Raw genomic sequence first — 23,784 nt, 5'->3', positions numbered from 1 at the left:
GGACCGGCGGACTCAGGAGCTGCCCACGCTGCGGTCGCGGGGGCGGGGCACGGACACTCCGGCTGCGATCGAGACCCGGTCCCGGCCGCCCTGCTTCGCCTCGTACATGGCCACGTCCGCCCGGTCGACCAGCCGCCACAGCCCGTCGGTCGGGTCCTCGTCGCCCACCGGCCGGACCAGCGCGACCCCGATGGAGGCCGTGACCGACTGCGCCGCGCAGCTGGTCGACACCGCCAGGCGGAGCCGCTCGGCCAGCCGGCGAGCCTCGGCCGGGTCGCTGACCAGCCCCAGCACCACCAGCTCTTCACCGCCCGTGCGGGCCAGCACGTCGCTGGGTCGCACCGTCGCCGACAACGCCTCGGCCACGACCCGCAGCACCTGGTCGCCGGTGGCGTGACCGAAGGCGTCGTTGAGCCGCTTGAAGTGGTCCAGGTCCAGCACCAGCGCGGCCACCCGCTGGCCGTCGCGCCGGGCCTGGCGCCACAGGCGCGGTGCCTGCTCGACCAGCCAGCGCCGGTTGGCCAGGCCGGTAAGCGGATCGGTGGACGACAGCGCCCGGGTGTGGTCCAGCAGCCGCTCCACCCGCCGCCGGAGGAGGAAGATCCCCACCGTCACGAGGTCCAGCACCGCGGAGTTCACGACCACCTGGACGGCGAGCGCAGCCCGGTCGGGGTAGCTGCCCGCCAGCGCCGCCGCGCAGGCGACGACGACGAGCAGCATGTGCACGGTGAGCATTCGCGGTCCCAGGAACCAGGCCGCGGCGACACAGCAGAACAGCAGCATGAGCGGCGGCGCGTACAGCAGCGGGTCGGTCGTGGTCACTGCCACGACGACGTAGACCGCGTCGCCGATCACCACGAGCACCGCAGCCTCCGACTGCCCGGCGCGCTGCCGGACCGCCAAGACTCCGCCGAGGGCGAGAAGCATGAGCATGGTGGCGGCGTAGACCACCCGGTAGGCGCCGTCCTGGAGCACCCCGTCGATGAACAGGTTGAGCCCGCCCAGCGCCGCCCCGACGCCCAGCAGCACCGCCAGGCAGCAGGCGGTCAGCCGGTCGTCACCATCCCGGACGGCGCGGGTGACCCCCGCCAGGGACCACCCCACCGGAGCGTCGTTCTGACCCCGCAACGGCGAGTCTGCCCAGAACATGGCAGCAATATGCCCTGTGCACGCGGGTCGTGGGGTGCTCCTGTGCGCGCTGTGCGTGGTGTGAAGCCCGGTCGGGTGTTCCGCTCCGGCCTCGGGCGGCGCGGACGGGCGACGCGGACGCTGCGGCCCCGACGCTGCGGTGCGAGGCTGGACCGCGCACGCACCGAGAGAGGAGGCCCCCGTGGCCGAGGGACCCTGGTTCTACTGCTTGAAGCACCACACGGTCGAGACCCGTGACGGCTGTGCCGAACGGCACCGGCTCGGTCCCTTCGCCACCCAGGCCGAGGCCGAGGAGGCGCTGCAGAAGGTGGCCGAGCGCAACGAGCGGGCCGACGCCGAGGACCGGGCCTGGGAGCGCGGCGGCTCGAGCGACTGATCCCCACGGCCGCCCCGGCGGGCCGGGGCATGATCGGCACAGTGCCGGTCCGACTCGGGGCCGCAGGGGAAACGGGAGACGTCATGGGCGACGGACGCGCGGTCGAGGAGCTGGTGGTCGGCGTGCTCGGGGGGACCGGGGCACAGGGCCGCGGGCTGGCCGTCCGGCTGGCGGCCGCGGGTCAGCGGGTGCTGCTGGGGTCCCGGGACGCCGAGCGGGCCTCGCAGGTCGCCGCCGAGGTCGCCGTCCGCGCGGCCGCCGCCGCTGGGGGTGTCGAGGTGTCCGTGCAGGGCGGGTCGAACGCCGACGTCGCCGGCGCCGCCGACCTGGTCATCGTCGCCGTCCCCTTCGACGGGCACGGTGCGACGCTGGCCGAACTCGCCACCCCGCTGGCCGGCAAGGTCGTCGTCGACTGCGTCGTCCCGATGGGCTTCGACGAGCTGGGCGCCTACGTGCTGGACGTCGAGGAGGGCAGCGTTTGTCAGCAGGCGGCGGCACTGCTGCCCGACAGCTCGGTGGTCGGCGCCTTCCACCACCTGTCGGCGGTGACCCTGGAGGACGTCTCGAAGCCCACGCTGGAGGGCGACGTGATGGTGGTCGGCGACGTCCGCGAGGCCACCGACCTGGTGCAGGCCCTGGCCGGCCGGCTGCCCGGCATGCGCGGGGTCTACGCCGGCCGGCTGCGCAACGCCCGCCAGGTCGAGGCGCTGACGATCAACCTGGTGTCGGTCAACCGCCGGTACAAGGTGCACGCCGGGATCCGCGTCACCGACGTGTGAGAAGGCGCCGTCCCCAGGCAAAGGATCCTTTCCACCCGGTTCTGGCGCGCAGACCGGGTGGAGAGCTTCCTATGCCTCGGTCGACGGGGCGCTGGGGGCGGCGAGCACCGTTCCCTCGAGCTCATTCAGCAGCCACAAGAAGTCGTCGTTGCGCCACCACTCGACGATCTTCCCGTCGGTGAACCGGTGAAGGTCCGTGCCTGCCCAGCGCACCGCCGTCCCGCTCGCGGGGATGCCGGCCAGCTCGGCCGAGTGGGTGCCGGTCGCCCGTCCAGCGGGCGGCGACGAGGTCCCCCTCGGCGACCATCTCTCCGGCGTGATGCGAAAGGTCGGGGAAGGTGGTGTGGAAGCCCCGGAACGCCGCGCTCAGCTCGTCCAGGCCGACCGTGTCCGACGCGGTGCCCGGTGTCCCGGGGTGCACTCGGACGCCGGGCGGCACGTAACGGTCCAGCAGTTCCGCGCGGTCGGCGTTGACGCACTCGTCGACCATCCGCCGTACGACGGCCTTCGTGTCGATGCCCATGCACCAGCGTGGCACCGACCGGCCCACCGCCGGGAGGGCGCCTACTCGAACGAGTGCTCGGAACCGGGGAACACACCCTCGCGGACCTCGCTGGCGTACTCCCGGGCGGCCTCCAGCAGCTGCCCGCGCAGGTCGGCGTACTTCTTCACGAACTTCGGCACGCGACCGCCGGTGAGGCCGGCCATGTCCGGCCAGACCAGCACCTGGGCGTCGCAGTCGGCGCCGGCGCCGATCCCGACCGTGGGGATGGCCAGCTCCTTGGTCACCTGACCGGCGATCTGGGCGGGCACCATCTCCATCACCACGGCGAACGCACCGGCGTCCTGGACGGCGTGCGCGTCGGCCAGCAACTGCTCGGCCCCCGCACCCCGCCCCTGCACCCGGAAGCCGCCGAGGGCGTGCTCGCTCTGCGGCGTGAACCCGATGTGCGCCATCACCGGGATGCCGTTCTCGGCCAGCAGCCGGATCTGCGGGGCGACCCGGGCGCCGCCCTCCAGCTTCACCGCCTGGGCGCCGCCCTCCTTCATCATCCGGACGGCGGTGGCGAACGCCTGCTGCGCCGAGGCCTCGTAGCTGCCGAAGGGCAGGTCGGCCACGACCAGCGCGCGCTTCGTGGAGCGGGTGACCGCCTTGGTGAGCACGAGCAGGTCCTCGACCGTCACCGGCACGGTCGAGGTGTGCCCCAGGACGACGTTGCCCGCGGAGTCGCCCACGAGCAGCACCGGGATGCCGGCCTCCTCGAACACCGACGCGGCATAGGTGTCGTAGGCAGTGAGCATGGCCCACTTCTCGCCGCGGGCCTTGGCCTGCTGTAGGTGGTGCACCCGCACGCGGGCGGAGGACTGCCCGCCGTAGAGCACTGACTCGGTCACGACTGCCCCGCCCCTTCGCGGACGCTGGGCAGGGTCTCCCGCCAGCGGTTGGTGATCGGCAGGCGCCGGTCACGGCCGAACGCCTTCAGCGAGATCTTGGTTCCCGGCGCCGACTGCCGGCGCTTGAACTCGGCCATGTCGACCAGTCGCAGCACCTGGGCCACCACCGCCGGGTCGTGGCCGCGCTCGAGCAGCTCGGCCATGCCCAGGTCTCGGTCGACGTAGTCGGCCACGACGGCGTCCAGATCCTCGTAGGAGGGCAGCGAGTCGCTGTCCTGCTGACCGGGCGCGAGCTCGGCCGACGGCGGCTTGTCGATCGAGTTCTGCGGGATCGGCTCGGCCTCGCCGCGGGTGCGGGCGCGCTCGTTGCGCCACCGGGACAGCGCCCACACCAGTGTCTTGGGCACGTCCTTGATCGGGGCGAAACCGCCGGCCGCATCGCCGTAGAGCGTCGAGTAGCCGACAGCCACCTCGCTCTTGTTGCTGGTCGCCAGCAGCAGGTGACCGTGCTGGTTGGACAGCCCCATCATCAGCGTGCCGCGCACCCGGGCCTGCAGGTTCTCCGCGGCGACGCCGGACAGCTCCACCGCTGCCCGGTAGGCCTCCACCATCGGGGCGATCGGGACGACGGAGTAGCGGATGCCCAGTCGCTCCGCCGAGTCGGCGGCGTCGGTCAGCGAGTGCTCGCTGGAGTACTCCGAGGGGAGCCCCACCCCGACCACCCGGTCCGCACCCAGCGCGTCGACGGCCAGCGCCGCGACCATCGCCGAGTCGATGCCGCCGGACAGCCCCAGCACGACCGAGGGCATGCCGTTCTTGTCGATGAAGTCGCGCAGCCCCAGGACCAGGGCCCGCCACACCTCCTCGAGGTCGCTGAGCGGTTCGGCGATCCTGCCCGGTCGCGGGTCGAAGGCGGGCAGCGGGTCGTTGCCCAGCAGGTGGCGGGTGACGGTCATCGGGCCGATCCGGCCCTCCCGGCGCTCGGGGACGGCGGCGGTGTCCAGTGCCAGGTCGACGGTCATCAGGTGCTCGACGAACTGCGGTGCGCGGCCCAGCAGCTCCCCGTCGGCGGCGACCACCAGCGAGTCGCCGTCGAAGACCAGCTCGTCCTGGCCGCCCACCTGGTTGCAGTAGACGATCGGTGCCCGCGCCTCGGCGGCCCGGCGGCGGACCAGCGGCAGCCGGACGTCGTCCTTGGCCCGCTCGTAGGGCGAGGCGTTGGGGGAAACTACCAGGTCGACCCCGGCCTGCCCGGCGACGCCGCAGGGGCCGCCCTCGACCCAGAGGTCCTCGCAGATGGTGAGGGCCACGTCCACGCCGTGCAGCCGGACCACGGGCAGCTCGGTGCCGGGCACGAAATAGCGGGCCTCGTCGAAGACGCCATAGTTGGGCAGGTGCCGCTTGTAGTAGCGGACGACGACCTCGCCGTCGTACAGCAGGGCAGCGGCGTTGCGCGGGGCGCCGTGGCGGGGGTTGGCGTCGTTGGGGACGTCGTCGGCGTCGGTCGGCGCCGTGTCCACCGGTGCCGGGCCGGAGCCCTCGGTGTGCGCCAGGTAGCCGACCACCACGGCCGTCTGTCCGAGCCCCTGATCCGCCAGTGTGGCGGCCAGCTCGACGAGCGCCTGCTCGCTGGCCCGGGCGAAGGACTCGCGCAGCACGAGGTCCTCGGCGGGGTAGCCGGTCAGGGTCATCTCCGGAAAGACGACCAGGTGTGCGCCGGCCTGCATCGCCCGGGCGGTCCAGTCGCGCACCAGCCCGGCGTTCCCGGCCAGGTCCCCGACGCGTGTGTCGACCTGGGCAAGGGCCACCCGCAACTGCCGTATGTGCTGCTGATCGCTCACCCGAGCAGTCTCGTCGTCGCCCGGGCCCCGTGGCCAGGCGGGGCGGCTGGGCGCTGACCGCCACCGCCGGGCGCGGCGCACGCCTCCCCCGAGACTCTCCCGCCGATGCCTCCCGGATGCTGGAGTGCGGGGGCGGTCCGTCGCTGACGGACCTCCCCCGCACGTGCAGCGAGAACTGTCAGTCGATCTGGCCGCAGGCCACCGGCACGCTCGCTGCGTACCCGCCGTCCAGGGTCAGACCGTGCAGGACGACGACCTCGTCGGAGAGGTCGGACAGGTCACCCGAGACCGGGAAGGTCTCGTGGTAGGTGACGATGCCGACCGGTGCGGCGTCAGGGAACGGGGTCAGCGGCAGCAGGACCGGGCCATAGGACGGCTGCCCCTCCTCGAGGGAGATGAACCGATCCGGGTCACTGGCCTCCTGGGGGAGCCCCGCTATCTGGTCGGCGGCGTCCGGCGAAGGACAGACCGCGTTCGTGTCGCCGTCCAGGCCGTGGATGTGCTGGGCGTGCGGCTGCCCCGGCTCCAGCCCCCGGGCGATGATGATCACTCGGAGCTGGCCTCCTCGCTGGATCAGAATCGCCTTGCCGTGCACCCCGGAGCCGTTCAGCGGTGCCAGGTCGACCACGTGCACCTGCGGGATCTGCGGTGCGCGGGTGCGCTCCGGCGGTCCGAAGCCGTGGTCGTCCAGCCACTGTGAGAGCCGTTCCTGGACCTGCTGCTCGGTCTTGTGCTGCAGGAGCGCGTGGCCGGTGGCCGGGAAGGTGGCGGTCTCCGTCGGCGCGTTGGAGAAGAGGTCGGCCTGGGCCTGGACGGCCGCCGGTTGCGGGTAGAGGGCGTCCTTCTCGCCACCGGCGAACAGGATCGGCACCTTCACCTCGGAGGCATGCTCGATGTTGGACTGCACGGCGGACATGTAGCTGAGCACGTCGCCGCAGGGGTCGAGATTGCGCAGTGCGGTGGTTGCCGCCACGACGTCGGGGTCGGCTCCCGGTCGGTAGAAGAAAGCGTTGACGAAGGCCAGCAACTGCGAGGTCACCTTGTCCGAGTAGCTCAGTGCCATCACGCCGTCGACGTCCCCGAACGCCTCGGCCTCGGCCTCGACGATGAGCCCGCCGACGGAGTGCCCGGCGATGACGACCTAGCAGATCTCCTTGCCGGGCGGGTCGTCACTGTCGTCGTAGCCGAGGCGGTCGACGACCACGGAGATGTGCCCGTCCCGCGCCTGCTGGGCGGCGAAGTCGTAGCCGGGCACGTCCGGGTTGGTCCAGAAGAACTCGCCGAGACCCAGGCCGTGCAGGTACAGGGTCGCGGTGTCGTGGTCGAGGTCGGTTGCCGCCTCGGCCGGCGCCCACACATGCCCGCGGACGGTGTAGGTCTCCCCGTCGGCCTGGCGGGGGATCGGCGTCCGGTTGACGTTCTGGACCTTGAAGCTGATCGGGACACTCACGATCTCCGTGCTCGGCTCGGCCGGTGCCGTGGTCGCTCGGGCCTGCGCTGCGGACGGCGCGACCACGGCGGTGGCGCCGAAGATCACCGCCGCGCCGAACAGTGCCGTTCGGCGGGAGCGGGGTTGCTGGAAGGGATCGCGCACAAGGGTTCCCCTGCCTCGTGCCGAACCGCCCATCGGGTCGGCGATGCGGCGGCGCTACCCACAACCGGGCTGTGAATCATCTGAATGGCACCTGCCGATTGCGGAACGCCACAGGCCGTCACTGCGCGTGAACAGTCGGAGCGCTACGACGGCTTTCTGTGGACTTGTCGGATGACCACGCGTCGCGGGACGACGTGTCGGCGGGGGAGGCTGTGAGGTGCCCTAACACGCCGGACACAGGGGGACAGGATCATGGCGAGCATGGACCGCCAGCAGGAGTTCGTCCTGCGCACTCTGGAGGAGCGCGACATCCGCTTCGTGCGGCTGTGGTTCACCGACGTCTCGGGCTATCTCAAGGCCGTGGCGGTGGCCCCGGCCGAGATCGAGGCGGCGTTTGCGGAGGGCATCGGCTTCGACGGCTCGGCGATCGAGGGCTTCGCCCGCGTCTACGAGTCCGACATGCTCGCCAAACCCGACCCGGCCACCTTCCAGGTCCTGCCCGCCACCCGGGGTCAGGCCAGCGAGACGGCGCGGATGTTCTGTGACATCACGCTGCCCGACGGCTCGCCGTCCTGGGCCGACCCGCGGCACGTGCTGCGCCGCTCGCTGGCCAAGGCCGCGGACATGGGCTTCACCTTCTACACCCACCCTGAGGTGGAGTTCTTCCTACTCAAGGACCTCCCCACCGACGGCAGCCCGCCGGAGCCGGCCGACACGGGCGGCTACTTCGACCTGTCCACGCACGACGTGGCGCACGACTTCCGCCGCGAGGCGGTCTTCGCGCTGGAGGCGATGGGCATCTCGGTGGAGTTCAGCCATCACGAGGTCGCCCCGGGCCAGCAGGAGATCGACCTGCGCTACGCCGACGCGCTGTCGATGGCCGACAACATCATGACGTTGCGGCACGTGGTCCGGGAGGTGGCGCTGGCCCAGGGCGTGCACGCCACCTTCATGCCCAAGCCGTTCACCGAGCTGGCCGGCTCGGCGATGCACACCCACCTGTCCCTGTTCGAGGGCGACCGCAACGCCTTCTCCGACCCGGCCGACCCGATGCGGCTGTCCACCACGGGCAAGCAGTTCATCGCCGGGCTGCTGGTGCACGCCCGGGAGATGACCGCGGTCACCAACCAGACGGTCAACTCCTACCGGCGGCTGCTGGCCGGCACCGAGGCGCCCACCGCGGCGACCTGGGGCCGGGCCAACCGCTCGGCGCTGGTGCGGCTGCCCTCCTACAAGCCGAACAAGGGCAACTCGGCCCGGGTCGAGGTCCGCTCGCCGGACTCCGCCTGCAACCCCTACCTGACCTTCGCGGTGCTGCTGGCCGCCGGGCTGCGCGGGATCGAGAAGGGCTACGAGCTCCCGCTGGAGGCCGAGGACGACGTCTGGTCGCTGACCGACACCGAGCGGCGCGCGGCCGGCTACGAGGACCTGCCGGTCTCCCTAGGTGAGGCGCTGACCGCGATGCAGGGCAGCGAGCTGGTCGCCGAGACGCTGGGCGAGCACGTCTTCGACTTCTTCCTGCGCAACAAGTGGGAGGAGTTCAACTCCTACCGGCAGAACGTCACCCCGTTCGAGCTGAAGCGCTACCTGCCCGGCCTCTGAAGAAGGACCCTCCTGCCCCCCACCGCTCGCAAGCTCGCGGCGGGCCCCTGCAGGAGGGCCGTTCCAGCCCGTCACATGCTCGCGGCGGGCCCCTGCAGGAGGGCCGTTCCGGTCCCAGCACGGCGGCGGGCGGCGCTCACTACGCTGGACGACGTGGCCCGCCTGCTCGTCGTCGTCCCATCCGACACCGACCCGCCGACCCGGCTGGGGGAGTGGCTCAGCGACGCCGGGCTGGAGCTCGACGAGCGCCGGCTGTCCACCGGAGAGCCGCTGCCTGCGGACCTGACCGGCCACGACGGCCTGCTGGTGCTGGGTGGGCCGCAGTCCTCGCTGGACTCTGCCGAGGTCTCTCCCGAGCTCGTCGGGGTGCGGCACCTGCTCGGTCAGGCGCTGGCCGCCGACGTTCCCACCCTGGCGATCTGTCTGGGCGCGCAGCTGCTGGCCCAGGTGGGCGGCGGCAGCACCCGGGTTGGCGCGGACGGTCCCGAGGTCGGCGCGACGCTGGTCGCCAAGCGCGACGCCGCCGACGCCGACCCGGTGTTCGGCCCGCTGCCGCTGTCGCCGGACGTGCTCGAGTGGCACCACGACGAGATCGACCGGCTGCCTCCGGGGTCGACCCTGCTGGCCAGCAACCCCGCCTACCCGAACCAGGCCTACCGGGTGGGGCAGCACGTCTACGGGCTGCAGTTCCACATCGAGACCGACGAGCCGCTGGTGCGCCAGTGGGCCGAGGGCGACCCGGTGGGGGTGGCCAGCAGCGGGCTGGACCTGGAGACCGTCTGCGCCCGCGCCGCCGCCGTACACCCCGATCTGGCCGAGATCTGGGCGCCGTTCGCCGGGCGGTTCGCCGCGCTGGTGCGCGCGCGGGCAGGTGCCCGGGCCGCGGGCGGCTGACGTGGCCGTGACGCCCGAGGTGGCCGCCGCGGACGAGGTGCCGCGGCGGGCCGTCGTCCGGCTGGCCCGATTGGGCTTCCACGACGGTGCCCGCGCCGCCCGGCTGCTGTCCGACCCCGAGGTCGGCCTCTGGGACCTCGAGCGCAACGAGCCGGCCGACCCCGAGGCCGCCCCGGTCGTCTCCGCCCTGGCCCGGACCGGTGACCCCGACCTCGCCGTCCGCTCGCTGTCCCGGCTGGTGGAGGCCCTGGACAGCGCCGACCCGGCCGGCGGGTCGGCCGCCCAGCTGCTGGCCCGGCTGCGCGGCTCGGCTCCGCTGCGCGCCCGGCTGCTGGCGGTGCTCGGCGCGAGCGCCGGGCTGGGCGACCACTTGGCGGCCAACCCCGCCGACTGGACGGCGCTGGACGCTGACGGCCGCGGCGCGGTCCGTCCCACCGCGCAGGGCCTGGAGCTGCAGATGCTGGAGGCGGTCGGCGCTGATCCCGACGACCCGCCCTGGGGCGTCCGGTTGGGCAGCGCTGCACCGGACGCGGACCCGCCCCGGGTACGGGCCCTGAAGCTGGCCTACCAGCGGGCGGTCCTCTCCCTGGCCGGCCGGGACCTGGGCGACGGGCTGCTGGCCGACGAGGTCGCCAGCGAGCTGGCCGACATCGCCGCTGCCGTCCTCACCGCGGGGCTGGCGCTCGCCGTCGCCGAGCAGCCCGCCGGGGCCGCGCCCTGCCGGCTGGCGGTCATCGGGTTGGGCAAGTGCGGCGGCCGGGAGCTCAACTACGTCAGCGACGTCGACGTCGTCTTCGTCGCGGAGCCGGTGGACGCCGGGGCGGACGACGCGGCGGCGGTGGCCAGCGCGACGCGGGTGGCCGGGGCCCTGATGCGCATCTGCGGCCAGGCGGCGTGGGAGGTCGACGCGGCGCTGCGCCCGGAGGGCAAGGCCGGCAGCCTGGTCCGCACGGTGGCCGGGCACGCGGCTTACTACGAGCAGTGGGCCAGCACCTGGGAGTTCCAGGCGTTGCTGAAGATGCGGCCGGTGGCCGGTGACCCGGCGCTGGGCCGGGAATACGTCGACGCCCTGTGGCCGATGGTGTGGAAGGCCGGTGACCGCCCCGGCTTCGTCGCCGAGATCCAGGCGATGCGCCGCCGGGTGGAGCAGAACATCCCGGCCGCACAAGCCGATCGGGAGCTGAAGCTGGGCCGCGGCGGCCTGCGGGACGTCGAGTTCAGCGTGCAACTGCTCCAACTGGTGCACGGCCGGGGCGATGTCTCCCTGCGGGTCGGCGGCACCATCCCGGCGCTGACGGTGCTCGGCGGAGGCGGCTACGTCGGCCGGGACGACGTCGCCACCCTGATCGCCTCCTACCGCTTCCTGCGCACCGTGGAGCACCGGCTCCAGCTGTTGCGGCTGCGGCGCACGCACCTGCTGCCCACGGACGCCGACCAGCTGCGCTGGCTGGCCCGGTCGCTGGGCTACAAGCCCGACCAGCGGGGTGACGCGGTCGCCGTCCTACGCGCGGAGCTGGCGCTGCACACCCGCGAGGTTCGCCGGCTGCACGAGAAGCTGTTCTACCGACCGCTGCTCTCCTCGGTGGCCCGGGTGCCCGGGGAGCAGCTGGCGCTGGGGCTGAAGGCGGCCGGCGACTGGCTGCGGGCGCTGGGTTTCGCCGACCCCGAGGGCGCTCTGCGCCACCTCACTGCGCTGACCGGCGGGCTGTCCCGCTCGGCGAAGATGCAGCGCTACCTGCTGCCGGTGCTCCTGCAGACCTTCGCCGGCTGCGCGGATCCCGACGCCGGGCTGCTGGCCTACCGGCAGGTCAGCGAGGCGCTGGGCAACGATCAGTGGTTCCTGCGGCTGCTGCGCGACGAGGGGCAGGCCGCCGAGCGGCTGGCGGTGCTGCTCGGCTCCAGCCAGTACGTCGCCGGGCTGCTCACCCGCACCCCCGAGGCGATGCGCATTCTGGCCGACGACGCGCAGCTGGAGCCCCGCAGCGCCGAGTCGCTGTCCTCGGCGTGGCGGCAGGCGGTGGCCCGGGCCGGCGACCCGTCGGCGGGCGTGCAGGTGCTGCGCTCGCTGCGCCGCCAGGAGCTGCTGCGCATTGCCTGCGCCGACCTGCTCGGCCGGCTGGACGTGCTGCAGGTGGGACGGGCCCTGTCCGACGTCGCCGTGGCCACGCTGCGTGCCGGCCTGGACGCCGCGGTGCGCAGCTGGGCCGCCGACGCCGGGGTGTCCGCCACAGAGGTGCCGGTTGACCTGTCGATCATCGGGATGGGCCGGCTCGGCGGGGCCGAGATGGGCTACGGGTCGGACGCCGACGTGTTGTTCGTGCACCGCGCCCGCGCCGGCGCTGACGACGCCCGGGCCAACGCCGCGGCGAACGCGATCGCCCACACGCTGCGCCGGCTCCTCGGCGAACCCGCTCCCGACCCGGCCTTCGAGGTGGACGCGAACCTGCGCCCCGAGGGGCGGCAGGGTGCGCTCTCCCGCAGTCTCAGCGCGTTCGGCGAGTACTACACGCGCTGGGTCTCCACCTGGGAGGTGCAAGCGCTGCTCCGCGCCGAGCCGGTCGCCGGCGACGAGGAGCTGGGCGATGCGTTTGTCGACCTGGTCGACCCGCTGCGCTATCCCGCCGCGGGGCTGACGCCGGAGCAGGTGGCCGAGATCCGCCGGATCAAGGCCCGGGTCGACAGCGAGCGGCTGCCCCGCGGCGCCGATCCGGCGACGCACACCAAACTCGGCCGCGGCGGGCTGGCCGACGTCGAGTGGACGGTCCAGCTGCTGCAGCTCGAGCATGCGCACCGCGTCCCCGAGCTACGGGTCACCTCGACCATCGGAGCGCTCACCGAGCTGCGCGGGGCCGGGCTGCTGGACGCCGAGCAGGCCACCGCGCTGCAGGCGGCCTGGCAGCTGGCCAGCCGGGCCCGCAACGCGGTGTTCCTCGTCCGTGGTCGACCCGGTGACCAGCTGCCCCGGCAGGGCCTCGAGCTCAGCGGCGTGGCCCGGGCCTGCGGATACGGGCCGGACATGGACCCCGGTGCGTTCCTCGACGACTACCGGCGGGTCACCCGGCACGCCCGGGCGGTCGTCGAGCGGGTCTTCTACGACCGACCCGCGGGGGGTTGAACGTCGTGTATGTGCCTGCCCACTTCGCCGCACCGGACGACGCCCTCGCCCAACTGCTCGCCACCCCGGGCGCGGTGGAACTGGTCAGCAGCACCCCGGCCGGGCTGACCGCGACGACGCTGCCGATGCTGCACGACCCGGCCGCCGGCACGCTGGTCGGTCACCTGGCGCGCACGAACACCCAGTGGCGGGACACGGTGGGTCCGGTGCTGGTCATCGTCCGCGGTCCGGACGCCTACGTGTCGCCGTCCTGGTATGCCAGCAAGGTCGAGCACGGCCGGGTGGTCCCGACGTGGGACTACGTCGTCGCCCACGCGCACGGCGAGCTGGTGACGCACGAGGACGCCGGCTGGCTGGCCGACCACGTCCGCCGGCTCACCGACGTACACGAGCGGGACCGGGCCGTGCCCTGGTCGGTGGACGACGCCCCCGAGCGGTTCGTCGCCGGCCAGCTGCGGGCGATCGTCGGCGTGGAGGTGCGCATCTCCCGGGTCGAGGCGAAGTGGAAGCTGTCGCAGAACCGGCCGCACGCCGACGTCGACGGGGTGGTGACCGGTCTGCTGGCCGACGGCGCGGACGCCACGGCGGCCGCGGTCGAGCAGGCGCGGGGGAGAGGTTGAGCGGCACCACACCCGGGCAGGATGCCGGGGTGACCGCCCCCGACCCCGCTGAGGACACCGTCTCGGACGCGACCTTCGCGGCCGAGGATGCCGGCCACCCTGCACCGACCGGCGCGGGCGCGGCGACCATCACGCCCTACCGGGACGGGCCGCTCATCGTCCGCGGGGACTTCCGGCTGGTCGACACCGACGGTGTGGAGATCGACCCGGGACGGCGCACCGTGGCGCTGTGCCGGTGCGGCAAGTCGGGCATCAAGCCGTTCTGCGACGGCACGCACAAGCGGACCGGTTTCTCCGCGGCCAGCGGCCCGGCCAGCCCACGGCCGGCCGCGCGGATCCCCCGGTCGTTCGACCAGCCCGGCCCGGAAAGCACGGACCCGGCGGCCGGCTGATCCCTCAGGCGGCCAGCGACCGCTCGCCGTGCAGCGCCGACCGGCCGGCCTTCCAGGCGCCCAGCAGATGGTCGGCGGCGAGGCCGTCCATGGCCAGCGAGCACTGTGCGCCGAACAGCACGTCGGCGGTCAGCGTCGGGTCCTCGGCGACCAGCGATCCGCACATGTCGACCGAGGCGATCTGCTCGTGCACCGCGTCGGCCTCCACGTGCTCGTCGTAGAACACCGTGGTGCCCTCGCCGAAGCCCAGCCGGCGCAGTCCCAGCGAGTAACGGCGGCTCGGCTCCGAGGAGGTCATCTCCACCGCCGCCAGGTGGCCGAGGCAGGCGCCCCGCCAGCGGCGGTGCAGCCCGAACAGCGACATCGTGTTGACCGACGTGAACGCCACCGTGGGCGCGAGGTCCCACAGCGCGCCGTAGCCGTCGTCCAGGTCCAGGTCGCGCATCAGGCCGGCGAACAGCTGGCTGTGCATCCGGCCGGGGGACCCACCGCCGTACTCGTCGGCCTGGATCTCCACCATCGCGGCCTTGGCCCGACCGCCGATCCGCGGGATCGCCCAGGTGTGCGGGTCGCCCTCCTTGAGGTGGTAGACCGACCGCAGCGTCAGGTACTCGCGCCAGCGCTCGACCGTGCCGTGCTTGGCCAGGTACCGCGACAACGAGGGCCCGTCGTCCGCGGCGATGACGGCGGCGAGCTGCTGGTCGACGGGGGCGTCGGTCACCTCGACGGGGGTGACCAGGGCGCAGAGCGCCGCGGTGTGCCGCTGCTCGAGCAGGGCGCGCAGCCGCAGCAGCTCGGGGTCCCACTCCCAGTCGTCGTCCACCTCGTCGAAGCCGCGGTAGTGCAGCTCGTAGCAGATGGCCAGGCTCAGCTGCAGGTCGTCGTCGGTCAGCGGGTCGGTCGCCGCCGCCACCAGCGCGTGAGCGGCAGCGAAGGTGGCCTCGCGGAGGGTCCGGCCGCCGGCCAGGTCGGCGCACAGCGCGGTGCTCAGCGGGCCCCGCGGTTTGGGAAGCTGCATGGTCCCGATGATGCCCCGGTGGCGCCGGCCCGAACCGGGCGGTCGGGTGAGGTGCTGCACCGGCGGCGGTGGCACCATCGGCCGCAAAAGGATGATCGCCGGGACCTACCTACTCTCGGGAGCCCCGCTGGCCCTTCCAGGCCGACGTGCTGACGGCAGCGACCCAGACGATCGCCTGGTGCGTGATCTTCTTCTTCGCCTCGGCGGCCGCGAGCCCGCTCCTCTGGGCTACCTGCCCGGCGCGGCCGTCGTCATGGTCGTCGGCGGTCGGGTCGTCGCACCACGGCCCGCCGTCCGGGGACCGGTCCGTAGGGTCTGCCGGTGACCTGGAGGCGGGCGGTGTTCGCGTTGTTCGCCGTCGCGGCGGGCACGAACGTCCCGACGCCCCTGCTGCTCGTCTACGAGGTGCGCCTCCACCTGTCGCCGGTGGTCCTCACTGCGCTGTTCGGCAGCTACGCGGCCGGCCTGGTGCCTGCACTGTTCCTCGCTGGCCCGCTGTCCGACCGGCTCGGCCGCCGCCGGGTGGCCATCCCTGGGATCGCCCTGTCGGCGCTGGCCTCGCTGGCCTTCGCCGCCGCCGGCGGGTCCCTGGAGCTGCTGTTCGCGGCACGGTTCCTGCAGGGCGTCGTGAGCGGCGTCGTCTTCAGCGTGGGCAGTGCCTGGGTAGGTGAGCTGTCGCTGGCCTCCGGGGAGGGGGCGGGCGGGCGGCGCGCGGCGTTCGCCATGACCGCAGGCTTCGCACTGGGCCCGCTCGCGAGCGGGCTGCTGGGGCAGTGGGCTCCCGCGCCCACCGTCCTGCCGTACCTGGTGCACACCGCACTGGCCGTCGGGGGGCTGGCGTTGGCCACCCGGTTGCCAGAAACCGTTGCCGTCGTACCGCGCGACCGGAGGGGTGGGGCCCGCGTGCCCGCCGTGCCGCTGATCCGGTCCGGTGACGGCTGGCTGGTGCTGACCGTGCTCGCTCCCGTGGCGGTGTGCGTCTACGCCTTTCCCTCCACGGTCATCTCCGCGGTTCCGCTGCTCGTCGACCTGCCGGGCCCCAGGGTGGCCGTCCTGGGCGTGCTCGCCGGCGTCACGCTCGGCGCCGGCACGCTCGTCGCGGGCCAGCAGCGCCGGCTAGGCCCGTGGACGGCCGTCGTCGGTGCAGCACTCGGCGCAGCGGGCTTCGGTTCCGCCGCTGCGTTCGCGGCCACCGGGGCGCTGCCGTGGCTGCTGGCCGCCGCGCCGCTGCTGGGCTCGGCGAGTGGACTGTGCCTGGCAGCCGGGCTGACGCTCACCGCCCGGCTCGCCCCGGTGACCCGCCGCGGAGCGCTGACATCGCTGTTCCTCGCCTGCGCCTACGTCGGCTTCGCCGCGCCATTCCTGACGGCCACCGCGGCGCGGGCGACTTCCGCCTCGCTCCCACTGGCGGTGGCGTCGGGTTTGACCGGGCTGCTCGCCGTCCGCCTCGTGCCGGTCGCCCGGCGCCGCCGACTGTAGCTCGGTCCTCCTGACGATCCCCGGGCAGCTCGACGGCTTGTCCTCCCGGAGGGAAGGAGGCGCCGCCGCGTTGCTCAGGTCGGCCGGCGATGTCCGCCGTGAACTCACCCTTCGGCGGCCTCGGCCACGACCTCGGGCGCCACCGGGCACGTCAGCGGGCTGGAGGACGAAGCTGTGCAGCGGACGACTTGCCCTGCTCGAAGCCGCGGATCGGAACGGCGAGGCCACCGGTGTCGACCTCCGTCAGGTCCTCGAAGGCGTTGAGCAGGCCCTGCCGGGTCAGGTCGCGGCGGAGTCGAGCGCCTGCTTCATCAGCTCACTCATACCGGTGCCGACCACCCCGCCGAGGCTGGCCTCACGTCGGGGTAGGCCGCCGGGTACTTCTCGAGCAGGTCGGGGTTCGCGTCGCAGGGACGACCCCGGCGAGGGGGGGTAGAAGTTCGTCTCGATCGTCTCCGCGGCAGGCCCTGGAGCGGGCCGGCGCGAGACCGGAGTGCCGCCAGGACCGGCACATCCACACCCTGGGACCGCATGGAGGCAGCAGCAAAGGCCAGTTGACCGGTGCGCCGGTCAGTACCACCATGTCAAGACCGGCGGCCTTGACCTGACGGGGTCAGGTAACGCTGGCATAACAGTCAGGCCCGTCCTGTGACACCCGTCGCATCGTTTGTTTGACTCATCGCCGCCCCGGTAGCCGGTCCGGCTCCCGTCCCCTCATCTCGGTCAGGAGGAGCATGCTCTCGGTACGCGAGATGCACGTGACCTACGGCGGTACGGTCCGCGCTCTGCGCGGAGCCGACCTCGAGGTGGCCGACAGGCAGGTGGCCACCGTGCTGGGCAGCAACGGTGCCGGCAAGACCACGTTGCTGCGGGCCACCTCCGGCACTCTGCGGCTGCACCGTGGGCGCATCGACAGCGGCTCGATCACCTTCGACGGCACCGATCTCGCCGGCAAGGACCCTGCCCAGATCGTCGGGATGGGGATCGTCCAGGTTCCCGAGGGCCGGCGCATCTTCACCCGGCTCACGGTCGAGGAGAACCTGCGCGCCGGTGGGCTGGGCTCCCGGGACCGGGCTGCCAAGGCCACGGCGGAGCGCCGGGTGTACGACCTCTTCCCGGTGCTCGCCGACCGGCGCTCGTCGCGGGCCGGGCTGTTCTCCGGCGGTGAGCAGCAGATGCTCGCGATCGGCCGTGGCCTGATGGCCAACCCGAAGCTGCTGCTGCTGGACGAGCCGTCGCTGGGCCTGGCCCCGCAGATGATCGGCCGGATCGGCGAGGTCATCCGGGAGATCCACCGGCAGGGGACGGCGGTCCTGCTGGTCGAGCAGAACGCCACGATGGCTCTCGCCGTCGCCGACACGGCGTTCGTCCTCGACATCGGGAAGGTGTCGCTCAACGGCCCCGCCGCCGAGCTGGCCGCGACCGACGCGGTGCAGCGGCTGTATCTGGGACACGGTGCCACCGAGGAGTCCGAGCACGGTCCGGTCGACACGGGCGCCTCAGCCACCAACCCGCCCAGGACGACGCGCACGCTGTCCCGGTGGTCGGCATGAGCGGTGCCACGGCAGTGGGGGCGCCGGCGCCGGGTGACGCCGGTGCACAGCCGGAGCTGCGGCCGATCGAGGTCGAGGACATCAGCGTCCGTTTCGGGGCGGTCCGTGCTCTCGCGGACGTGTCCTTCTCCGTCGCGCCCGGCACGATCCACGCCGTCATCGGACCGAACGGCGCCGGCAAGTCGACGATGTTCAACGTGCTGTCGGGGATCTACAAGGCCAGCTCCGGCCAGGTCCGCTATGGCGACGCGATGCTCACCTCCATGGAGCCCCACCGGATCGCCAATCTGGGCATCGCACGGGCTTTCCAGAACATCGCGCTGTCGGGCACGCAGACGGTGACCGAGAACCTGCTCCTCGGTCGACACCACCTGACGAAGGCGGGGTTCCTGTCCTCCGGCCTGCGGCTACCGCGGGCGACCCGCGAGGCACGTCGGCACACCGAGCGCGTCCGGGAGATCGCGACCTTCCTGGACCTCGGTGACAAGCTGGACACCCCCGTCGGCGTGCTGTCCTACGGCGACCAGAAGCGGGTCGAGGTGGCGCGTGCTTTGTGCATCGAGCCACAGGTGTTGCTGCTCGACGAGCCGGTCGCGGGGATGAACGCGGACGAGACGCAGCGGATGGCCGAGATCGTGCTCGAGATCCGGGACGCGCTGGGCATCACCATCGTCCTGGTCGAGCACGACATGGGCATGGTCATGGGCATCGCCGACCGCGTGACCGTCCTCGACTTCGGCCGCCGGATCGCCGACGGGACGCCGGTCGAGGTCCAGGCCGACCCTGAGGTCATCCGGGCCTACCTCGGGGCCGGTGACGATTCCGGCGACGATGCCGCTGCCGATTCCGAGCCCCCCTTCCCATCAGACGAGGAGCGGACTTCGTGACGCAGTTCCTGTCCCTGCTGCTCAACGGCATCTCCCTGGGCGTCATCTACTCCCTGATCGCCCTGGGCTTCGTCGTGATCTTCAAGTCCAGCGAGGTCGTGAGCTTCATGCATGGCTCGCTGCTGCTGGTCGGCGCCTACTCGATCGTCCGCCTTCAAGATCCTCTCGGGTTCTGGGGGGGTGCCCTCGCCGGTATCGCCATCACCGGCATCCTGGGCCTGCTGGTCGACCGGTTGCTGTTGGCCCGGATGCGCGGAGCCCCTGTCATCAGCCTGGCCATCCTCACCATCGGCGTGGACATCGTGCTGATCACCGAACTCACCCGGCTCATCGGCCCGGACATCCTGAACATCAACCACCCCTGGGGTGGCCAAGTCCTGCACCTGGGATCGGTGGGCATCACCGCCAACCGCGCGCTGGCGATCGTGGTCGCCGCCGTCCTCATCGCGGCGTTCTTCGCCGCCTTCAAGTACAGCAACTGGGGGGTGGCGATGCGCGCCGCCGCCGAGGACGGTGAGGCGGCGGCACTCATGGGCATCCGGCTCGGTCGGGTCAGCGCGCTGGCCTGGGTCGTCGGCGGGGTCCTCGCCGCCGTGGCCGGGCTCTTCCTGGTCGGGTCGCCGACCCCGGGGGTGACCCCGGCGGTGGCGGCCGTCGCCCTGCGCGCGTTTCCCGCGGCCATCCTCGGCGGCCTGGACTCGACCGGTGGCGCCCTCGTCGGCGGCCTGCTCATCGGCGTCGCCGAGTCCCTCGCCACCGGCTACCAGGATCAGCTCGCGTTCCTCGGCCGTGGCTTCGGTTCCGTCGTTCCCTACGTCGTCATGATCGCGGTCCTGCTGGTCCGCCCGTCGGGACTCTTCGGCACCCGGGAGTTGACCCGTGTCTGACGTCGTCACGTCCTCGCCGGCGGCCGCCTCGTCCCCTGCCGCCCCGACAGGTGCGGTCACCGCGGATGGCCGCGGCGGACGCACCGCGGGGACCGTGTTCAAAGCGGTCGTCTGGGCAGCCCTGCTCGTGGTCCTGCTCGCCCTGCCCCTCTACGTCAACGAGTTCTGGCTGCGCACCGGGTTCGTCGTGTTCGGCGCCATCGTCGGGGCCATCGGGCTGAACCTGCTGGTCGGGACGACCGGGCAGCTGTCCCTGGCTCATGCGTTCTTCCTGGCCGTCGGCGCGACGACCTACACCTATCTGTCCGGCTCTCCCGGCGGCTTCACCACGAAGGTGGGCGGGCTCGCGCTGCCGCCCGTGGTCGGTGGGCTGTTGGCCGTGCTGGCCGCCGGGATCGCGGGGCTGCTGTTCAGTCCGCTCGCCGCACGGCTCCGGGGGATCTACCTCGGCGTCGCCTCCCTGGGGCTGGTCTTCATCGGCGAGCACGTCCTCAACACCTGGACATCGGTGACCGGCGGCTTCAACGGTCGATCCGCCCCGGGCTTCTCGTTCTTCGGTTTCTCCTTCAGCGACGCGGACAAGCCCTACCTGGCCGTGCTCGGCGTCCCCTTCGGGCAGAGCGAACGACTGTGGTACCTCGGCCTCGCGTTGGCCGCCGTCTCCTACGTCTTCGCCCGCAACCTCATCCGCAGCCGTCCCGGCCGGGCGATGCAGACGCTGCGGGACAGCGAGGTGGCGGCGGCCGTCATGGGGGTGAACGTCCAGGCGTACAAGGCCCGGGCCTTCTTTGTCTCCTCGATGTACGCCGGGCTCTCCGGGGTCATGTTCGCGCTGTCGGTGGGCAGCATCGCCCCGGAGTCCTTCTCCCTCGCCGTCTCTGTCCAGTTCCTCGCGATGATCGTGCTGGGCGGTCTCGGCTCGGTGGGTGGAGCCGCACTCGGCGCGGTCATGGTGGCCGCGCTGCCCCTGGTCTTCCAGCAGTACGCCGACAGCCTGCCCTTCGTCGCCGGCGTGGGTGAAGGCGGCATCGTGGCCGGCGAGGCCGCGCGGTTCCTCTACGGCGCCGCGGTGATCCTTATCCTGCTCTTCCAGCCCTCCGGCCTGGCCGGTCTACCGCAGCGCTTCCGCCGTCCCCGTCGCCCAGCGGGTGAGGTCACCGCGTTCACTCCCGGTGAGCCGGCGCAGGGGGCCGCCCCCGCCCAGAAGACGGAGGACAGACCGACGCAATCCTCCTGACCTACCCCTCTGGATCAGCGGATCCGTCCCCTTCCGACGCACCCAGTCCGACGAACGACCTCAAGGAGAGCCACTCATGACAGTTGGACCACGTACCCGAGCGGCAGCACTGCTTCTCGCCGCGACCGTTGCCACGGTGAGCGGCTGCAGCACGAAGGCCCCCGACAACAGCGGAGGCGGCGGAGACGCGAACGCCAGCGGTGGTGACGTCAAGACCGGCCGGGGCATCGACGGGGACACGCTCACGCTGGGCGTGCTGACCGACCTCTCCGGCGTCTTCGCCGCGCTGGGCAAGGACGTCACGAACGCGCAGAAGCTCTTCTGGGACGACGTGAACGCCGGGGGTGGCGTCTGCGACAAGTACAAGGTCGAGCTCAATGTCAAGGACCACGGCTACAACGTCCAGCAGGCGGTGCAGCTCTACGGCGGCATGAAGGACAGCGTCCTCGCGCTGCAGCACACGATCGGCTCGCCGATCAACACTGCGCTCGCCGACCAGATGACAGCCGACAACATGGTCAACATCCCGGAGGCGTGGGCGCGCAACCTCACCGTCCCGCCGGGGAACGCCGTTGTCGGCACGACCTACGACGTCGAGATGATCAACGGGTTGGACTACCTGCTCCAGCAGGGGTTGATCAAGGAAGGTGACAAGCTCGGTCACATCTACTTCGAGGGCGAGTACGGCGCCAACGGCCTCGCCGGGTCGAAGTACTTCGCCAGCCAGCACAACATGACCGTCGACGAGGCACAGATCAAGGCGACCGACGCCGACATGAGCTCGGTGGTCACCAAGTTCAAGGCCGACGGCGTCAACGCGATCCTGCTCACCGTGGCGCCAGGTCAGACCGCGTCCGCCGCCGCCGTCGCGAACCAGGTCGGGCTCACCGTGCCGATCCTGGGCAACAACCCGGTGTTCGCTCCGGGGTTGCTGGACAGCCCGGCCGGCCAGGTGCTCAAGGACCACCTGTTCATCGCATCCCCGGTCACCACGTTCGACAAGCAGCCGGAGCTGCTCAAGAAGTACACGGACCAGTTCCCCGGTGGCACACCGAGCCTGGGAGTCGTCCACGGCTACGCGGACGCGGTCGTCATGGACCAGATCCTCGAGAAGGCGTGTGAAAGCGGCGACCTGACCCCAGAGGGGGTGCTCAAGGCGAAGCAGTCGCTCAGCGACGTCGACACCGACGGCCTGGCCGTGCCGCTGGACTTCAGCGTCCAGCCCGGCGAGTCCCCGAGCCAGCAGAGCTTCATCCTGCAGCCCACTGACGGCCCCGGTGGAGCGAAGGCGATAACCGAGGCGCAGGAAGGCGACGACGTCAAGAACTTCAAGCCCGGTTCCTGATCTCCCACGCTGGACGACCGGCTCCTCCCCGCGCGGGGAGGAGCCGGTCTGCGTTCGCAGGCATACCGGCCGGCCGGAGGGCTGTGCCCGTGGCCGGGCACGACCCGATGCACCGGTTCCCCGAGCGCAACATGGCCTACTCCGGACTGGTCGTCCCGTTCTGCTGGCGCTGGCTGCGCCCCGCATCGGTTAACCGAGCGCGCTGCTGGGCCACGGCGCTGGCCACGGCGCTGACGTCGGCGTTCGTCGTCCGGCGGGGGTGACGGGACCTCCCCGGATAATGGCCTGCGTCGCCATCGAGTCAGCGGCGATAGTGCGTGGCTGGCCACCGGCTGCGATGACCTGTCCGTCATTCACGGACGGCGCTGCTGATCCCGGTGCCACGGCCGCTGACCGCGTTGCGCAGGCGGTGGCTGCAGCGGCTTCGATCCTGCACGCGGGACAGCCCCCGGCCTCCTCGGCCACCGAGTGCTGGGCAAACTCGATCGCCGCCTGGGTGTCTGCAAAGTCCTGAATGGCGGTCTGAGCTGCGCAGGCCGTAGTGCTGATCATGCTGCCGCCGATGTGGGACCGATGAGATGGGGCTGATCGGGTGTAGTGCCGGTGGGCGGCGGTGATGTTGTCCCGTCCGTCGAGCCGGAACAGGTTGATCACGAGGTCGCGGAGCGCGGCGAGGTTCTGCGGTGCGTGCCCGGTCTGGACCTGGGAGGCGTCCTCAGGTGAACACGAAGTGCCCGCCGGCGTCGACGATCCAGTTCGCGTGGGAGTCCTGGCAGTGCAAGGCGTCCGCGGTCACCACGCTGCCGGCCAGGCCGGGCAGTGTCCCCACGACCTTGGGCAGGGCGGTGATCTCATCGCCGCCGACCACGGCGACCTGACCCAGGACCGGGCAGGCGTGGTGGTCGTAGGCAGTGACCAGCTTCACCTGGCCTCCGGGCCCCCCGGCGTCGCGCAGCAAAGACGTCGACCTGGGCGATCGAGCGGGCCGTGCGGGCGGCGCGACCGAAGATTCCGGGCCTTCCCGAGGGGTTCCGGCTTCACGACCTCCGGCACTATCTGGCGTCGCTGCTCATCGGAAGCGGCCTGGACGTGAAGGTCGTTCAGCACCGGCTCCGACACGGCAGTGCCGAGACCACCTTGGAGACCTACGGCCATCTCTGGCCGGACAGCGACGAGTCAGCCCGGGCCGCCGTTGGTGCGGTTGGCGTCCCGGGCTGAGTACGGATTGGGGACTGACGGGGTAGGCGCTACCTAGAAGCGCAGGCCAGGCGAGCAAAGACCTCAGAGGTCGTAGTAGAGGTTGTCCCGAGTTCCGTAGAACTTCGGTGGCGGTCCGTTGTGCGTCAGGCTGCGACGACCTCCTCATCTTGCACGGTGGAGCCGACAGTTCCAGCGATCTCGGCGTCGAGCGCGGCGCGAAGCTTGGGTAGGTGTAGGTGTCCGTTGACGCGGCGGAACTGCTTGCCGGCCTCGACCATGCCGGCGGCGCACCAGCGCAGCGCCATCTGCCCGTCGCGCCAGCGCTTGACGTTGGCCGAGTGGTTCCGGCAGATGGAGATCATGCTCTCGATGGCGTTGGTCGAGCGCAGCGTGCGGGCCAGCGTCGGGGGCACGTCCAGGC

General features: G+C 72.2%; 22 protein-coding genes and 3 pseudogenes. 15 read left to right on the top strand and 10 right to left on the bottom strand.

What is annotated here, in order from left to right:
• Positions 1-12: 12 nt before the first annotated feature.
• Positions 13-1,149, bottom strand: a complete 1,137-nt coding sequence (locus BLW04_RS20050; protein WP_091546433.1) for a GGDEF domain-containing protein — start codon at positions 1,147-1,149, stop codon at positions 13-15.
• 181 nt (positions 1,150-1,330) lie between these two features.
• On the opposite strand from BLW04_RS20050, the gene BLW04_RS20045 reads away from it, so the two are divergent.
• Both BLW04_RS20045 and npdG read left to right on the top strand, forming a co-directional pair.
• Positions 1,331-1,525 carry a hypothetical protein gene (locus tag BLW04_RS20045; RefSeq protein WP_091546429.1) on the top strand — a complete coding sequence of 65 codons (195 nt, stop codon included), beginning with the start codon at positions 1,331-1,333 and terminating at the stop codon, positions 1,523-1,525.
• Between the two features lie 83 nt (positions 1,526-1,608).
• On the top strand, positions 1,609-2,304 hold the full coding sequence (npdG, locus tag BLW04_RS20040; RefSeq protein ID WP_091546427.1) for an NADPH-dependent F420 reductase: 696 nt from the start codon (positions 1,609-1,611) through the stop codon (positions 2,302-2,304).
• A gap of 69 nt (positions 2,305-2,373) precedes the next feature.
• Here the strand turns inward: npdG and BLW04_RS29795 are convergent, their stop codons facing one another.
• The 6 genes and pseudogenes from BLW04_RS29795 to BLW04_RS20015 form a co-directional block, all read right to left on the bottom strand.
• Positions 2,374-2,517, bottom strand: coding sequence for a nuclear transport factor 2 family protein (locus BLW04_RS29795; RefSeq protein WP_371327808.1), 144 nt, complete (start codon positions 2,515-2,517; stop codon positions 2,374-2,376).
• Between the two features lie 40 nt (positions 2,518-2,557).
• Positions 2,558-2,794 (bottom strand): annotated as a pseudogene (locus BLW04_RS29790) (ester cyclase); the annotation flags it as partial.
• Between the two features lie 74 nt (positions 2,795-2,868).
• Positions 2,869-3,699 (bottom strand): 3-methyl-2-oxobutanoate hydroxymethyltransferase, encoded by an 831-nt coding sequence (gene panB, locus BLW04_RS20030; RefSeq protein WP_091546420.1) that lies wholly within the window; start codon positions 3,697-3,699, stop codon positions 2,869-2,871.
• Positions 3,696-5,540, bottom strand: coding sequence for an NAD+ synthase (locus BLW04_RS20025; protein ID WP_217631142.1), 1,845 nt, complete (start codon positions 5,538-5,540; stop codon positions 3,696-3,698). The genes panB and BLW04_RS20025 overlap by 4 nt, the downstream gene beginning before the upstream one ends.
• 178 nt (positions 5,541-5,718) lie before the next feature.
• Positions 5,719-6,603 carry an alpha/beta hydrolase family protein gene (locus BLW04_RS20020; protein WP_091546417.1) on the bottom strand — a complete coding sequence of 295 codons (885 nt, stop codon included), beginning with the start codon at positions 6,601-6,603 and terminating at the stop codon, positions 5,719-5,721.
• 78 nt (positions 6,604-6,681) lie between these two features.
• Positions 6,682-7,134 (bottom strand): hypothetical protein, encoded by a 453-nt coding sequence (locus BLW04_RS20015; protein WP_091546412.1) that lies wholly within the window; start codon positions 7,132-7,134, stop codon positions 6,682-6,684.
• Positions 7,135-7,395: 261 nt separating this feature from the next.
• Here BLW04_RS20015 and BLW04_RS20010 point away from each other — a divergent pair, with 261 nt between their 5' ends.
• The 5 genes from BLW04_RS20010 (at position 7,396) to BLW04_RS19990 (ending at position 13,757) form a co-directional block, all read left to right on the top strand.
• Complete coding sequence (locus BLW04_RS20010; RefSeq protein ID WP_091546408.1) at positions 7,396-8,736, top strand: glutamine synthetase family protein; 1,341 nt, start codon at positions 7,396-7,398, stop codon at positions 8,734-8,736.
• A 153-nt stretch (positions 8,737-8,889) separates the two neighbouring features.
• The gene (locus BLW04_RS20005; RefSeq protein ID WP_217631141.1) at positions 8,890-9,630 is read left to right on the top strand and encodes a type 1 glutamine amidotransferase; all 741 of its coding nucleotides are present in this window, start codon (positions 8,890-8,892) and stop codon (positions 9,628-9,630) included.
• A 1-nt stretch (position 9,631) separates the two neighbouring features.
• Positions 9,632-12,745, top strand: a complete 3,114-nt coding sequence (locus BLW04_RS20000) for a bifunctional [glutamine synthetase] adenylyltransferase/[glutamine synthetase]-adenylyl-L-tyrosine phosphorylase (RefSeq protein WP_091546480.1) — start codon at positions 9,632-9,634, stop codon at positions 12,743-12,745.
• An 11-nt stretch (positions 12,746-12,756) separates the two neighbouring features.
• Entirely contained in the window at positions 12,757-13,365 is a 609-nt protein-coding gene (locus BLW04_RS19995) for an FMN-binding negative transcriptional regulator (RefSeq protein ID WP_254781813.1), read from the top strand.
• A 29-nt stretch (positions 13,366-13,394) separates the two neighbouring features.
• Complete coding sequence (locus BLW04_RS19990; RefSeq protein ID WP_091546399.1) at positions 13,395-13,757, top strand: CDGSH iron-sulfur domain-containing protein; 363 nt, start codon at positions 13,395-13,397, stop codon at positions 13,755-13,757.
• A gap of 4 nt (positions 13,758-13,761) precedes the next feature.
• Here the strand turns inward: BLW04_RS19990 and BLW04_RS19985 are convergent, their stop codons facing one another.
• On the bottom strand, positions 13,762-14,775 hold the full coding sequence (locus tag BLW04_RS19985; protein WP_091546476.1) for an iron-containing redox enzyme family protein: 1,014 nt from the start codon (positions 14,773-14,775) through the stop codon (positions 13,762-13,764).
• Between the two features lie 321 nt (positions 14,776-15,096).
• Between BLW04_RS19985 and BLW04_RS19980 the strand changes: the two genes are divergently transcribed.
• The 7 genes from BLW04_RS19980 (at position 15,097) to BLW04_RS26975 (ending at position 22,426) form a co-directional block, all read left to right on the top strand.
• A complete protein-coding gene (locus BLW04_RS19980) occupies positions 15,097-16,254 on the top strand; it encodes an MFS transporter (RefSeq protein WP_091546396.1) in 1,158 nt (385 codons plus the stop codon).
• A 734-nt stretch (positions 16,255-16,988) separates the two neighbouring features.
• A complete protein-coding gene (locus BLW04_RS19975) occupies positions 16,989-17,807 on the top strand; it encodes an ABC transporter ATP-binding protein (RefSeq protein WP_091546394.1) in 819 nt (272 codons plus the stop codon).
• Positions 17,804-18,694, top strand: a complete 891-nt coding sequence (locus BLW04_RS19970; protein ID WP_091546472.1) for an ABC transporter ATP-binding protein — start codon at positions 17,804-17,806, stop codon at positions 18,692-18,694. The genes BLW04_RS19975 and BLW04_RS19970 overlap by 4 nt, the downstream gene beginning before the upstream one ends.
• Positions 18,691-19,581: a branched-chain amino acid ABC transporter permease gene (locus BLW04_RS19965; RefSeq protein ID WP_091546391.1), complete on the top strand. Its 891-nt coding sequence runs from the start codon at positions 18,691-18,693 to the stop codon at positions 19,579-19,581. Before BLW04_RS19970 ends, BLW04_RS19965 begins: the two co-directional genes overlap by 4 nt.
• Complete coding sequence (locus BLW04_RS19960; RefSeq protein ID WP_091546386.1) at positions 19,574-20,818, top strand: branched-chain amino acid ABC transporter permease; 1,245 nt, start codon at positions 19,574-19,576, stop codon at positions 20,816-20,818. Before BLW04_RS19965 ends, BLW04_RS19960 begins: the two co-directional genes overlap by 8 nt.
• Before the next feature lie 136 nt (positions 20,819-20,954).
• Complete coding sequence (locus BLW04_RS19955) at positions 20,955-22,163, top strand: ABC transporter substrate-binding protein (protein WP_254781812.1); 1,209 nt, start codon at positions 20,955-20,957, stop codon at positions 22,161-22,163.
• An 89-nt stretch (positions 22,164-22,252) separates the two neighbouring features.
• Positions 22,253-22,426: a hypothetical protein gene (locus tag BLW04_RS26975; protein WP_175484160.1), complete on the top strand. Its 174-nt coding sequence runs from the start codon at positions 22,253-22,255 to the stop codon at positions 22,424-22,426.
• Between the two features lie 452 nt (positions 22,427-22,878).
• Here BLW04_RS26975 and BLW04_RS19945 read toward each other — a convergent pair whose 3' ends face one another.
• On the bottom strand, positions 22,879-23,088 hold the full coding sequence (locus tag BLW04_RS19945) for a hypothetical protein (protein ID WP_091546378.1): 210 nt from the start codon (positions 23,086-23,088) through the stop codon (positions 22,879-22,881).
• Between the two features lie 32 nt (positions 23,089-23,120).
• Between BLW04_RS19945 and BLW04_RS19940 the strand changes: the two are divergent.
• A pseudogene (locus tag BLW04_RS19940) lies at positions 23,121-23,381 on the top strand (tyrosine-type recombinase/integrase); the annotation flags it as partial.
• Between the two features lie 125 nt (positions 23,382-23,506).
• Here BLW04_RS19940 and BLW04_RS19935 read toward each other — a convergent pair.
• Positions 23,507-23,784, bottom strand: a pseudogene (locus BLW04_RS19935) (IS256 family transposase); the annotation flags it as partial.

It is taken from the genome of Modestobacter sp. DSM 44400 (genome assembly GCF_900107175.1).
Taxonomy (GTDB): Bacteria; Actinomycetota; Actinomycetes; order Mycobacteriales; family Geodermatophilaceae; genus Modestobacter.
Note: the sequence above shows the minus strand (reverse complement) of the source record. Positions and strands in the feature narration are given on the sequence as shown.

What these genes read in the sequence shown, in the direction of transcription:
- BLW04_RS20050 (WP_091546433.1), bottom strand. Translation starts at nt 1,149, where the DNA reads ATGTTCTGGGCAGACTCGCCGTTGCGGGGTCAGAACGACGCTCCGGTG.
- npdG (WP_091546427.1), top strand. Translation starts at nt 1,609, where the DNA reads ATGGGCGACGGACGCGCGGTCGAGGAGCTGGTGGTCGGCGTGCTCGGG.
- BLW04_RS20020 (WP_091546417.1), bottom strand. Translation starts at nt 6,603, where the DNA reads ATGGCACTGAGCTACTCGGACAAGGTGACCTCGCAGTTGCTGGCCTTC.
- BLW04_RS20010 (WP_091546408.1), top strand. Translation starts at nt 7,396, where the DNA reads ATGGACCGCCAGCAGGAGTTCGTCCTGCGCACTCTGGAGGAGCGCGAC.
- BLW04_RS19985 (WP_091546476.1), bottom strand. Translation starts at nt 14,775, where the DNA reads ATGCAGCTTCCCAAACCGCGGGGCCCGCTGAGCACCGCGCTGTGCGCC.
- BLW04_RS19975 (WP_091546394.1), top strand. Translation starts at nt 16,989, where the DNA reads ATGCTCTCGGTACGCGAGATGCACGTGACCTACGGCGGTACGGTCCGC.
- BLW04_RS19970 (WP_091546472.1), top strand. Translation starts at nt 17,804, where the DNA reads ATGAGCGGTGCCACGGCAGTGGGGGCGCCGGCGCCGGGTGACGCCGGT.